The sequence below is a fragment of the Mammaliicoccus sp. J-M41 genome, from assembly GCF_022385935.1.
GTDB classification, from domain to species: Bacteria; Bacillota; Bacilli; order Staphylococcales; family Staphylococcaceae; genus Mammaliicoccus; species Mammaliicoccus sciuri_A.
Genome location: NZ_JAJNIR010000016.1, coordinates 13,119 through 27,280 on the forward strand (window position 1 = coordinate 13,119; position 14,162 = coordinate 27,280).

General features: G+C 32.5%; 9 protein-coding genes and 1 pseudogene. 7 read left to right on the forward strand and 3 right to left on the reverse strand.

What is annotated here, in order from left to right; translation table 11 throughout:
• Nucleotides 1-160: 160 nt before the first annotated feature.
• The 7 genes and pseudogenes from LQ686_RS07690 (at nt 161) to fadH (ending at nt 10,618) form a co-directional block, all read left to right on the forward strand.
• Nucleotides 161-1,986, forward strand: a pseudogene (locus LQ686_RS07690) (APC family permease).
• 522 nt (nt 1,987-2,508) lie between these two features.
• Entirely contained in the window at nt 2,509-3,657 is a 1,149-nt protein-coding gene (locus LQ686_RS07695; protein ID WP_107596591.1) for an ROK family transcriptional regulator, read from the forward strand.
• A 157-nt stretch (nt 3,658-3,814) separates the two neighbouring features.
• Entirely contained in the window at nt 3,815-5,137 is a 1,323-nt protein-coding gene (gene xylA, locus LQ686_RS07700; RefSeq protein ID WP_025907538.1) for a xylose isomerase, read from the forward strand.
• Between the two features lie 5 nt (nt 5,138-5,142).
• Nucleotides 5,143-6,633, forward strand: a complete 1,491-nt coding sequence (gene xylB / locus LQ686_RS07705) for a xylulokinase (protein ID WP_025907540.1) — start codon at nt 5,143-5,145, stop codon at nt 6,631-6,633.
• Nucleotides 6,634-6,653: 20 nt separating this feature from the next.
• Nucleotides 6,654-8,108, forward strand: a complete 1,455-nt coding sequence (gene xylE, locus LQ686_RS07710; RefSeq protein ID WP_025907542.1) for a D-xylose transporter XylE — start codon at nt 6,654-6,656, stop codon at nt 8,106-8,108.
• Nucleotides 8,109-8,328: 220 nt separating this feature from the next.
• On the forward strand, nt 8,329-9,669 hold the full coding sequence (locus LQ686_RS14265; protein ID WP_308447182.1) for a hypothetical protein: 1,341 nt from the start codon (nt 8,329-8,331) through the stop codon (nt 9,667-9,669).
• 184 nt (nt 9,670-9,853) lie between these two features.
• Nucleotides 9,854-10,618, forward strand: a complete 765-nt coding sequence (gene fadH, locus LQ686_RS07720; RefSeq protein ID WP_048540465.1) for a 2,4-dienoyl-CoA reductase — start codon at nt 9,854-9,856, stop codon at nt 10,616-10,618.
• Between the two features lie 53 nt (nt 10,619-10,671).
• On the opposite strand, the gene nadA is transcribed toward fadH, so the two are convergent.
• The 3 genes from nadA to LQ686_RS07735 are packed head-to-tail and all read right to left on the reverse strand — an operon-like array spanning nt 10,672 to nt 14,131.
• The gene (gene nadA / locus LQ686_RS07725; RefSeq protein ID WP_070369363.1) at nt 10,672-11,772 is read right to left on the reverse strand and encodes a quinolinate synthase NadA; all 1,101 of its coding nucleotides are present in this window, start codon (nt 11,770-11,772) and stop codon (nt 10,672-10,674) included.
• Nucleotides 11,773-12,606, reverse strand: coding sequence for a carboxylating nicotinate-nucleotide diphosphorylase (gene nadC / locus LQ686_RS07730; protein WP_119593888.1), 834 nt, complete (start codon nt 12,604-12,606; stop codon nt 11,773-11,775).
• On the reverse strand, nt 12,557-14,131 hold the full coding sequence (locus LQ686_RS07735; protein WP_107634185.1) for an L-aspartate oxidase: 1,575 nt from the start codon (nt 14,129-14,131) through the stop codon (nt 12,557-12,559). Before LQ686_RS07735 ends, nadC begins: the two co-directional genes overlap by 50 nt.
• Nucleotides 14,132-14,162 lie beyond the last annotated feature (31 nt).

Genomic DNA, 14,162 nt, shown 5'->3' on the forward strand with positions numbered 1-14,162 from the left:
AAGAGTTATTTTATTAATAAAGAGAAATAATACGCTTGAAAGATGGTTGCTTATATATACTTTTAAATTTGATGAGCGTATAAATATATATATGCTTTTGATGTCATCAATCGTTAACGTTTTATTCAATTTATTAAATATGATTAGGAGATTAGATATGATATTTTCTCAAGCTAAAAGATTACTAATAGGTAAACCAAAGAAAAACAAAGAGTTACAAAATGAAAAGATTAGTAATACAAAAGCGTTAGCCATACTTTCATCAGATGCATTGTCCTCTGTAGCATACGGACCAGAGCAGATTTTAATTGTGCTCTCAGTGTTAGGTGCTATAGCAGCTTGGTATACACTACCGATTACGGCATTTATTTTGATACTGTTAATCACATTAGTGCTGTCATATAGACAAGTTATTTACGCTTATCCTCATGGTGGTGGTGCTTATACCGTTTCAAAACATAACTTAGGAGAAAAATGGTCGCTACTAGCAGGTGGGTCGTTACTTGTAGACTATATATTAACAGTCGCTGTTAGTATTTCATCAGGTACTGATGCATTTGTAGCCGCATTTCCATCTTTATATGAAAAACGAATTTTAATAGCATGTATTTTAGTCGTATTGATTTTAATTTTGAACTTAAGAGGTTTAACAGAATCTGCAACGTGTTGTCGTATCCCGTATATTTATTTATATTTGGTTTGATTATGCTTATTGTTGTTGGTGTATGGAAAGTAGCAACTGGCCAAGCTGAACCACAAACAATATCCGTTGTCGGTAGCTCAGTACCGGGTGTAACGTTCTTTCTATTACTAAAAGCATTTTCATCTGGTGCATCATCTTTAACAGGTGTTGAAGCGATATCGAACTCAGTTAAAAGTTTCAAAGATCCCGCACCCAAAAATGCAGTTAAGACTTTAATCGCAATGGGAAGTATTTTAGGGTTTATGCTTGTAGGTATGGTCTATTTAACTTATTTCTATGGCATTATGCCACAAAGAGAAACGACTGTATTATCTCAACTTGCGAAACAAGTCTTTGGAGAAAATGTGATATTCTACTTTATTCAAGGTGCAACAGTACTCATTCTGATATTAGCGGCTAATACTGGATTTACAGCATTCCCACTACTCGCAGCAAATATGGCTAAAGATAAGTACATGCCACATATGTTTACAGTTCGTGGTGATAGATTAGGTTATTCGAACTCTATTATTATATTAGGTGTTTTAGCAATATTTTTAATAATAGGCTTTAACGGCAAAACTGAAAACTTAGTTCCACTATATGCAGTGGGGATGTTCATTCCGTTTACGTTAGCACAACTCGGTATGATGATAAAATGGATCAAAGAAAAACCGAAACATTGGAAAAAGAAATTAGCAATCAATACATTAGGTACTGTTATAACATTTACAATATTTATGATTTTACTCATAACAAAAATGCCACACGTGTGGCCAATCTTAATCTTTTTACCGATCGTCGTATTGATGTTTGTTCGAATTCATAAACACTATATAAATATCGCGAAAGAATTACACGTTTCAGAATCACACAAAAGCACTACAACAAAAAGTAAGAACTTAGCCATTATTCCAATAAGCGGTATCACAAATGCAGTAGATAAATCTATCGCATATGCAAAATTAACATCTGACGATATCATCGTTGTACACGTAGCAGTAGGTGAAACAAATGAGAAGAAATTACAAGCGAAATGGAAGTCATTGTACCCAGATATACGACTTGTCGTATTGCATTCAGAGTACAGAGACGTCATTAAACCTATCACGCGTTTTATAGATAAAATTAATCATAAAGCAACAGCAGAAGATTATTTAATAACTGTTATCATACCGCAATTTATTACAAATAGAAGATGGCATAATTTATTACACAATCAAACAAGCTTTATGTTAAAAGTGCATTTATTCTATAGAAAGAATATCGTCATATCAACGATACCATACAAATTAAAACATTAAACTGAAAATCGTTTGTATTTTACACCTATATATTTAAAAAAAGCAGAGGAAACAATCAAAAGATTGAATATTTCCTCTGCCTTTTTAATGCAATAAAACTGAAATTAACCGAAAGTTTGAATGCAAGTCTTGATTAAATCAATAATGCTTGTAATAACACCAGCGATATCCATTTGCAAAACCTCTTTCCTTTTAAGATACATTAAGTATAAATAAACTTAACCCATTTATGTTAAAAGTTTCCTATAAAGCCAAAAATCATACATAACTGCCAATGAGTTAAAAAACAACGTACAAATATGCACAAAAATCCATCATTTAGGGAATGTGAAGAGTTTTAAACAGTTTGGAAAAAAAGAAGATTAAAGAGAAAAAGAGTTGAGAAAACATATAAATTGGACATTCTAATATTTGAATGAGCATTTACAAGTGATTTGACATTTTCTAATTTGTGTTAAAATAATTGGTATAAATGACAATATAAATAATAACAATTCAAAATAACTTATGGGGTATGCAAATATGGAAAATATTTTAAACATTAATGATAATGAAAAAAGAGTGCTAAGAGAAATATATAATCATCATAATATTTCACGTACTCAAATATCCAAAAACCTTGAAATTAATAAGGCAACTATTTCTAGTATTTTGAATAAATTAAAAATAAAATCTTTAGTTCGTGAAGTTGGAGAAGGGGATAGTACAAAAAGTGGGGGAAGAAAGCCTATTCTTCTTAAAGTAAACCATCTTTATGGCTATTTTGTTTCTTTAGATCTAACTTATAGTTCAGTTGATATTATGTATAATTATTTTGATGGAAATATAATAAAACATCAATCATATGAGTTACCAGATGATAAAGCTAGTAGTATATTAAAAGTGTTGAAAGAAAATATTGATATCAGTAATAAATATGAAACTTTAAATGGTTTATTAGGAGTATCAGTCTCTATTCATGGTGTTGTAGATAACGAACAAAATATTACTTATTTACCATTTCATGATACAGAAGATATATGTCTCTCTCAAGAAATCAAAAAATTTGCAAATGCTCCAGTTGTAATCGAGAATGAAGCAAATTTATCAGCATTATATGAACATAATTTTAATCGTAATAATGCCCACAAAAATCTTATTTCTTTAAGTATACATAAAGGGATAGGTGCTGGCCTTATCATTAATGACCAATTATATAGAGGGGAAAATGGAGAAGCAGGAGAAATAGGCAAAACACTCATGTCGAAAATGGTTGATAATATAGAAACTTTTCACAAAGTTGAGGATATATTTTCACAAGAAGCCCTTTTACAGAATATTAGCATGCAGATGAACGAGCGTATAACTTTGAAAGAGCTAATAAAGTATTATAATGACAAGAATCCAATTGTAATTGAAGAAATGAAACAATTTATTAGTAAAATTGCAGTTCTCATACATAATTTAAATATTCAATTTAACCCCAGTGCGATTTATATAAATTGTCCATTATTTAATGAAATGCCTACAATTTTGGAAGAAATTAAGAATGAGTTTAAACGATATGATCGTAATGATATTCAAATTCAGTTAACATCAAATGTGCAATTCGCTACTTTATTAGGTGGTACTTTATCAATAATGCAAAAAATATTAAAAATTGATGACTTATACTTAAATATCAGATTATAAATAATATATCCACATAAACCGTACTAGATAAGCTTCTAGTGCGTTTTTTTCATGATATTTATATAGTAAGCGTTTACATATTGCAATAAGTGTGCTATATTATCTCTAAAGTTAGTTTGTTTATTAAACTAACCAACTAAAATCTAGGAGGATTTCCATGACATACTTTAACGTTGACAATATAAAATACGAAGGTTCTAAATCAAATAATATTTATAGTTTCAAATACTATAATCCAGATGAAAAATTAGGTAATAAGACTATGGCAGAGCATTTAAGATTTAGTGTTGCATACTGGCATACTTTTACTGCTGACCTATCGGATCCATTTGGTGTTGGTGCAGCTGAACGTGATTGGGATAATCTGGATGAGATGGGGAAAGCTAAAGCTCGAGTTGAAGCAATTTTTGAGTTTATGGAAAAATTAAATATTGAATATTTCTGTTTCCATGATGTAGATATTGCGCCAGAAGGTAAGAATTTAAAAGAATCTAATGAAAATTTAGATATAATTGTAGATTTAATTCAAGAAAAAATGAAAAGTACGGGTAAAAAATTATTATGGAATACGACTAATAACTTTACACATGAACGTTTTGTACATGGTGCAGCTACTACTTCTAATGCTGAAGTATATGCATACGCGGCAGCCAAAGTGAAAAAATCATTAGAAATTGCTAAAAAGCTTGGTGCAGAAAACTTTGTATTCTGGGGCGGCCGTGAAGGTTATGAAAGTTTACTAAATACTGATATGAAATTAGAGTTAGACAATTTAGCTAATTTCTTTAAAATGGCGAAGGACTATGCTAATGAAATAGGCTACGAAGGACAATTTCTAATAGAACCTAAACCAAAAGAACCAACTTCTCATCAATATGATACTGATGTTGCTACAGGACATGCCTTTTTACAAAAATATGGTTTAGATAAAATATTTAAATTTAATATTGAAGCAAATCATGCAACATTAGCTGGCCATACATTTCAACATGAATTAAGATATGCGCGTGATAATCAATTATTAGGTTCAGTTGATGCAAACCAAGGGCATCCGTTATTAGGATGGGATACGGATGAATTTCCAACTGACGTTTACGATACGACTTTAGCGATGTATGAAATATTGAAAAATGGTGGATTAAACCCTGGTGGATTAAACTTTGACGCTAAACCAAGAAGAACATCATTTAAACAAGAAGATTTAATCCTTACGCATATTGCGGGTATGGATACATTTGCATTAGGTCTTAGAGTTGCTCACAAAATGATTGAAGATAATTTCTTTGAAAATATTATAAATGATAAGTATCAATCATTTAATGAGGGAATCGGTAAACAAATAGTTGAAGGTAAAACTTCATTTAAAGAATTAGAAGAATATGCTTTAAACATTGATAAAATCGAAAATGAATCAGATCATCTAGAAGTGATTAAGACTCAAATTAATCAATATATTTTAAATATTAACAATGGAGATTGATAATTATGGAATATGTAATTGGCATCGATATCGGTACGAGTGGATTGAAGTCAGTTCTTGTCAATAAAGAGGGATTAGTTGCTGATTCATATAGTGTTAACTATGAAACATATCATCCTAAGTCAGGTTATAGCGAGATGGACCCTAATATTTGGTATGAAGCGACAATTGAAAGTTTAAAATATTTATTAAATAAGTATGGAGAACAATCGATTTCAGGTATCAGTTTTTCAGGTCAGATGCACGGTTTAGTAGTAGTTGATGAAAAAGGAGAAAGTATAAGACCAGCAATTCTATGGAATGATACGCGTACTTCACAAGAAGTAGAAAACATTAAAAATGCTGTAGGATTAAAGCAATTACTTAATTACACTCAAAATACAGTACTTGAAGGATTCACACTACCAAAGTTAATCTGGTTGAAAAATCATGAACCTGAAAACTACAATAAAATTTTTAAATTTATGTTACCAAAAGACTATGTTGTCTATAAATTGACTGGAAATATATATACTGAACCATCAGATGCTTCTGGTACTATATTGTATAACATAAAATCGGAAGAATGGTCTGAAGAATTACTCAACACTTTACGAATCAATCCAAATATTTGTCCAAAAGTGATTGGATCACATGAAAAAAGTGGTGTATTAGTCGATAAACTGAAAGATCAGTTGAATATTAGTGTGGATATTAATGTCTATCAAGGTGGAGCTGATAATGCTTGTGGTGCGCTTGGTTCAGGTATTACAGATGAATCAAAACAGCTTGTAAGTATTGGAACTTCAGGTGTGGCCTTATCTATAGAGAATGATACGAATTATCAAAATGATGGTAGCATGCATTATTTTGCTCATTGTGTTCCTAATCAAAAATATATAATGGGTGTCACGCTATCAGCTGGATACAGTTTGTCATGGCTTAAAAATTTAATAAGTAAGTCGGATGATTTTAGTGTATTTCTAGAAGATTTTTCCCAGTCTAAAATTGGTGCAAATGGATTATTATATACACCATATTTATTGGGAGAACGTACGCCATATAATGATGCAGTTGTAAGAGGTAGCTTTATAGGATTAGACGCTAATACAACTCAATTAGATATGAAGCGGTCTGTTATTGAAGGAATAACTTATTCTATTAATGAAAGTATAGAGATTATGAAAAATAATAACATCGCTATTCAAGAAATTGTATCAATTGGTGGTGGTGCTAAAAATAAAGAATGGTTACAAATTCAAGCAGATGTCTTCGGCGTAACGATTGTTACACGTACTGAAGAGCAAGGACCAGCTTATGGTGCCGCTATGTTAGCAGCTATGGGAGAAAAATGGTTTAAATCATTTAAAGATCTAAATGATGCTTGGATTGAGTATAAAGAAAAAATAGTACCAATTACTGAACATATAAATTCTTATCAAACGTTATTTAACATTTATAAAAATGTATACACTGCCACTCAGCCAATAACAAAAGATTTAACTCAATTTAAATAGCATATCAGGGAGATGGGGTAATGAGTAGTTATGATAATAAGAAGTTTATCTTTAAGATTGCTTTAATAGCAACGCTTGGTGGATTATTATTTGGTTATGACACAGCAGTAATTTCTGGTGCAGAACAATCATTACAAAAATACATTACAGCAGATTATGGGAGTTTCATTCATGGTATAACAGTTTCTAGTGCCTTAATCGGCTGTATTATAGGAGGATTACTTTCTTCTAATGTTTCGAAAAACTTTGGAAGAAAGAAATCTTTACAAATAGCTGCAATTTTATTTATAGTTTCTGCAATTTTATCTGGTTATCCGGAGTTTCTATTCTTTAATCGTGGTGAGGCTTCTCTTGGATTACTTGTTATGTTTAATTTATATCGTATTATAGGTGGAATAGGTGTTGGATTAGCATCAGCAATATCACCAATGTATATTAGTGAAATATCACCTTCATCAATTCGAGGTAGGCTAGTATCTTGGAATCAGTTTGCAATTATATTCGGTATGTTAGTTGTATATTTTGTAAATTACGGTATTACATTTGGTAGAACACAAAATTGGATTGATATTATTGGTTGGAGATATATGTTTATTACCGAAGCAATTCCAGCTATAGTATTTTTCATTTTATTATTTTTAGTACCAGAAACACCAAGGTATTTAATTTTAGCTAATAAAGATAAAGAAGCATTTTCAGTTTTAAGCAAAATATATACATCCAAACAGCATGCTAAAAATGTACTGAATGATATATTAGCTACAAAAAGTAAAAATAATGAATTGAAAGCACCATTATTTAGTTTCGGTAAAACTGTTATTTTTACAGGGATTTTACTCTCTATTTTCCAACAGTTTATTGGAATTAATGTAGCACTATACTATGCACCTAGAATATTTGAAAATTTAGGTGTTGGTAGTGATGCATCAATGATGCAAACAGTTGTTATGGGATTAGTTAATGTAATATTTACTTTAGTAGCAATAAAATATGTCGATAAATTTGGTCGTAAACCGTTACTTATTATAGGTTCAATAGGAATGGCAATTGGTATGATTGGCATGAGTGTCTTAACAGCCAGTGGTATATTTGGTATTATCACATTGCTATTTATGGTTATTTATACAGCTTCATTTATGATGAGTTGGGGTCCAATTATTTGGGTGTTATTATCTGAAATATTCCCTAATAGAATTAGAAGTGGAGCAATGGCAATAGCGGTAGCAGTGCAATGGTTAGCGAACTTTACGATTACTTCTACATATCCATTCTTAATGGATATTAGTGGCACAATGACATATGGATTTTATGCAGCAATGAGTATATTATCTGGTATATTTGTTTGGAAATTCATTCCTGAAACTAAAGGTAAGACATTAGAAGAACTAGAATCTATTTGGCAAAAGGATAGAAAAACAAAAGCAGATAATAGCGAGTCTAAAGTTTTTACAGAATCTCTACAAGAAAGAAATTAAACATGTAGATTATAAAAACCACTAAAGTTCTGATTGAAAAATCATTTACTTTAGTGGTTTTTGAGATTTAAAATATAACGATTATATTAAAAGTATCAGTGAAATATCTCTGAATACATTTCAATTTACATTGTATTTGTTACAATAGTAAAGAACATGTATATAACTTATTTAAAATTATTTAGCGAATATATTATAAATTAACAAGGGAGTGATTCTTTTGAAGAAGCAGCTGTTCTCTGGTCTTGTACTTATGTCGGTTGTGATATTGAGTGGTTGTACGATTAGTATTGGTGGAGGTTCAAATGATGACAAGTCATCTGAAAATGCTCAAAAGGGTGAATCACAAGATAATCAGTCTAATGATTCATCAAACAATGAGGATAATAGTAATGAAAGTGGCATTAAAGATGAATCGAATATCACTGAACAACAGAGTATTGCGATGGCTATGTTAGATCCTAGTGTTGAAGATGATATTGTAACAGGTGATGAATTATTATCTGGAAAATATACGCAAACTTTTGGAGCTGGTGAGAAGAAAGAACGTAATATTGATACGTTAGAACTTGCTGAAAGTCCGGAACTAAATAAGATGAAAAACAAACCAAATGGTATGAAGTTCTATAGTTTGAATGCTACTAAAGGTAGCTATGCGACAATAGTCGGTGTAAATAAGGATGAAGTTGTATATATTAAAACACAAAGTGCTGTTCAAGATTTTAATGATGTCATAGATAATGGAACAGTAGATCGTTTGAACATTGCTGATTTATATAAGAAATATAAAGATAATCGCAAAGTTTCTAATGTAGCAAGTAAGATTGAGTATGTAGATCCATTACCTTCTAGTGATGATGATTCAGATGAGGATAACAATTCTAACGAGAATGTAAATAGTGATGAATACTACGCGAAGGTATGGTTAACGGCTTTACCGAGTTATCGAAATATGGATGAAAGTGAAATGAATGCAGAGCTTGAATTTAATAATCTTGAGGGTGAGTATTTAAATCCGTATAACAAAGCAAATACGGTGAAATATCCTAAAGGTGTGTATCGTTTGGCAGGTTATCCTACTGCTGCTGGACATGTTGTATATAAGAATAATGGAGATGGTACGATTTCTATTTATAATGTGCCTTCACATTTTCATGATGAAAGATGGACAGAAGATGATGATTACTCTCAAAAAGAGTCTGAAAAGATTTTAAACAATCCGAAAGTTGTTAAGCTTTATGATGCGTCTGACGAACAAATAGAAAGAACTGTGAAAATGTTTGATGGATCATCTTCTATGGATGATGATGTTTCAGATGAGGATAGTAATTCTGAAAAAGTAACACGAGAGAATGTTATTGATAAAGTAGAATCGTATGAAGGTGAAACGTTAGATACAGATAAATATACGTTTAAAGAGCCTGAGAAGACAGATGAAGGTAAATGGGGCTTCTCATTTGAAGATAAAGATGGCAATTTAGCAGGTTCGTATATTATAGATGATGACGGCAAAGTGACTGAGTATGATGAAGATGGAGAAGAAGTCGGATCAGGATATTAATATATTGAAAGACCTTTGAGCGTAACGTTCAAAGGTCTTTTTATTATACTAATAAATATTTTTTAAAGCTTTATGTAATGTGTAACTTCTGTTTAATTGTCCTTTATTGCAACTTATTGTACACTGTATGTAAGCGCTTACTAAATGCAAGTATTTTAATATAGTAAATATGAGGAGAATATATATGAAGGATAAAGTGATCATTGTAACGGGTGGTAGCAGTGGTATGGGTAAAGCGATGGCAACGAGATTTGCTGCAGATGGTGCAAAAGTTGTCATAACTGGACGCTCACTTGAAAGACTTGAAGAAGCGAAAAAGGATATAGAACAAGAAGAAGGACAAGTATTATGTATTGATATGGACGTACGTGATCCAGAACGTGTTCAGTATACAGTAGATGAAACGATTAAAACATTTGGTAAAATAGACGGATTAGTCAATAATGCAGCAGGAAATTTCATTTGTGCAGCTGAAGATTTATCTTATAACGGTTGGAATTCAGTTATTGATATTGTATTAAATGGGACTTTTTATTGTTCGCAAGCAGTAGGTAAAGAATGGATTAAGAGTGGTCATAAAGGTCGTATATTGAATATTGTAGCAACATATTCATGGACAGCTGGTGCAGGAGTTATACATTCAGCAAGTGCCAAAGCAGGTGTGCTTGCTATGACGAGAACATTAGCAGTTGAATGGGGAAGTAAATACGGTATTACGGTTAATGCTATTGCACCTGGACCGATTGATAATACGGGTGGTGCGAAGAAATTAACGTTATCTGAAGATGCTAGACAACAAACATTAGATAGTGTTCCTGTAGGTAGAATGGGCCAACCTGAAGAAATTGCAGGATTAGCAAGATTTTTATTCTCAGATGAAGCGGCTTATATCAATGGCGATTGTATCACAATGGATGGCGGTCAGTGGTTAAATCGAAATCCATTTTAATATTAAATAACCTTTCACCTCGAATGTATTATAGGTGAAAGGTTATTTTTTTATTAAACGATACTTAACATACGTTCTAATGATTGTTTCGCAAAATGCGATGTTTCTTTATCTACTTTAATAATGTTTGATTGATCTCCGGCAATGATTTTATCTAAGCACCATGCGAGATGAGGTAAGTCAATTCTATTCATTGTTAAGCATGAACACATAAGTGGATTAAGTGATTCAATTGTAATATCTGTATATGTTTCTTTTAAACGTTGCACGAGGTTCATCTCAGTACCAATCACCCAGTGAGAACCTTTTGGCGCATTTTTTATTTTGTCGATAATATATTTAGTTGAACCTGCATAGTCTGCCATTTGGACAATATCAAATTGACACTCTGGATGTACAATAACATTCACGTCTGGATCTTTTTGTCGCGCTTGATCTATATGAATGGGGTAGAACTTTTCATGAACAGAGCAATGTCCCTTCCATAAGATGATTCTAATATCTTCATCACGACCGTCGAAGTCCAGTTTCTTTTGTATAGGATCCCAGACAGCCATTTCTTCAAGTTTAATGCCTAATTTATAAGCGGTATTACGACCTAAATGTTGATCAGGCAAAAATAATATACGTTTATCTTGATCTAAAGCCCATTGAATCACACTGTCAGCATTACCACTTGTCACACATGAGCCACCATTTTCTCCGACGAATTTTTTGATTGCAGCAGTCGAGTTCACATAAGTAAGCGGTAGAATATTATCACCTAAACGATTCGTTAATATATCATAGCCATGAAGCGCTTGTTCAATATTCGCCATATCTGCCATAGAGCAACCTGCAGATAAATCAGGTAAGTAAATATCTTGATTATCGTCAGTCAAGATGTCAGCAGTTTCAGCCATAAAATGCACACCATTAAAGACGAAATATTGAGCCTTTGTATTCTCTTTACAAATACGTGCAAGTTCAAGCGAGTCACCCATAATATCAGCAAATTGAGCAACTTCATTTTTTTGATAGTGATGCGTTGGCATAAATAAACGATCACCTAATGAAGTTTTAATGGATTTGATTTTGTCTTCAAGTTCTTGATGAGACATTTTTATGTACTTTTCAGGAATAGATTGGGCATTCTCAATTGTGAGATTAAACATTTATATAACCACCTTTGCAGAGATATCTAATGCATGTTGCTCATAAAATAACGAACCTATAGAAATATAATCGACGCCCGTTTCAGCGTAGTCGACAACATTTTTAATATTGATGTTACCGGATGCTTCAGTTTGTATATGTTCAGGCACTTTCGCAATATGTGCTTTTATCCATTCCGGTTTGCAATTATCAAACATAATGATATCCACATTGGATAAAATGGCTTCATCTAAAGCTTGTTCATCTTCAATTTCTATTTCGATTTTATCCATTGGTCCGATATGTTGCTTAGCTTTAGCAACAAGTTCACGAATCGATGGACTGAAACTGATATGATTGTCTTTTAACATTAATCCGTCATTAAGCGTTCGACGGTGATTATAGCCACCACCAATAAATACTGAATATTTCTCAAACATACCTAATCCTGGCGTTGTCTTTCTCGTATCTACAATCTTGACGTTTGTATGCTGAACTTTTTGGACGATTTCATGTGTAGCTGTAGCGATACCGGACATTCTTTGAATTAAATTTAAAGTGATGCGTTCCATCGTCAAGAGGGTCGAAATACTACCTTCAATAACAGCGAGCTTCTGACCTTTCTCTATGAACGTACCTTCTTGAACGAACAAATTGGTCGTAATAGCATCATCAATCAGTTTAAAACTTTCTTGAATGATCATTTCACCACAAAATATGCCTTCTGATTTACTTAAAAGTGTTAATGTACCTTGTTGAGTGGCGTCGAATAAGCTTGAAGACAAATCACCATAATGGTTATCTTCAAGGTAAAATTGTTTGAGTTTTTCTTGGACGTATAACTTGTTTAACATGAATTGAATCCTCCATTAGTATTTCGATATCAGTATATTGCAGTATTGGTTCAGTATTCGGATAATCTAATCTGTAGTGGACACCACGTGATTCCGAACGACTTAAAGCCGATAAACAGATCATTTCTAAAGTCTTTACTTCTATATATTTCTGCCAATCTGATTGAGTCCATTCAGCTAAAGTCATCGCATTACTTAGACAATTTTGTATGTTATTTAAGTAAGCTGTGATGTCTGGACCATTACGCTCTATACCTAACACTTTAAAAGTTTGTTGACGAAAACCTTGTATGTCTTCATCACTTATTTTAGGAATATGTCGTTGCTCAGATTCACTAATATGAATATCTCTTATTTCAGATTGATGAATAGTTTCTCCGCAAAGATGTCCCATAACAAGTGCTTCAAGTAAGGAATTACTTGCTAGACGATTTGCACCATGAAAATTCGTATTACTCGCTTCTCCTATAACGTAAAAGTGGCTCAAGTTCGTTCGACCATAAATATCAGTTTTTACGCCACCCATTGTATAGTGAGCGCCAGGAGTAATAGGAATGAGGTGGTTCGCATATTCATCTGGAAAATGTTCAATGACATTTTGATAAATCGTTGGAAATCTGGTAGAAAATGCTTCAACTTGTTCAATATTAATAAAGCATTGATGACCAAGTTGTTGTTGCTGAAAGATGGCTCTACTTGTCACGTCTCTAGGAGCAAGACTTCCTAAAGAGTGTTTGTCTTCCATAAAATGCTCCCCGAGGCTATTGACTAAAATACCACCATGACCTCTTACTGCTTCAGAAACTAGACCGTATGTTTGTCCAGGCGTACCGAGTAAAGTGGGATGAAATTGAATCATTTCCATATGCCTTAATGGAATGCCGTGATGGTGCGCGATAACATGCCCTGAACTTATTGAACTGGATGCGCCTGAATGTGTAGGGAATAAATTGCTGTAACCACCTGTAGCCAAAATGACATCCTGGGCTATGATATCAAGTTGTTGTCCATGTTTATTAAGTGCACGTACACCACAAACAGCATGTTCAGTATCTTTCAACAAATCGATTACTTCAGTTTCTTCATAAATCTTAATATGCTTGGATGATAATTGATTCATCAAATGATGCGTTAAATATTTACCCGTCTGATCTCCACCAATATGTAAAATGCGTGGTCGACTGTGCGCACCTTCCATCGCAAAATCTAAAACATGTTGATTTGTAATCGTATCAAAATTCAATCCATTTTGTATGAGTTGCTCAATGTAACGATGACTATGTTGGATGATGGATTGTATAACATCAATATCTCCAATTTCATTGCCAGCTTTATACGTATCTACAATATGCGCATGGCCATTGTCATGTTCGTATTGAGAACAACAAATCCCACCTTGAGCTAGTGAACTGTTATGTTGATTTAGTTTATCTTTCGTAATGCAATAAATTTCAGTTTGCTCATTAAATGACTGTATAGCTGCTAATGCAGCGATGCCAGAACCGACTACAATTACTTTTCTCAAAGTTTACACCTTACTTTACATATATGTTATC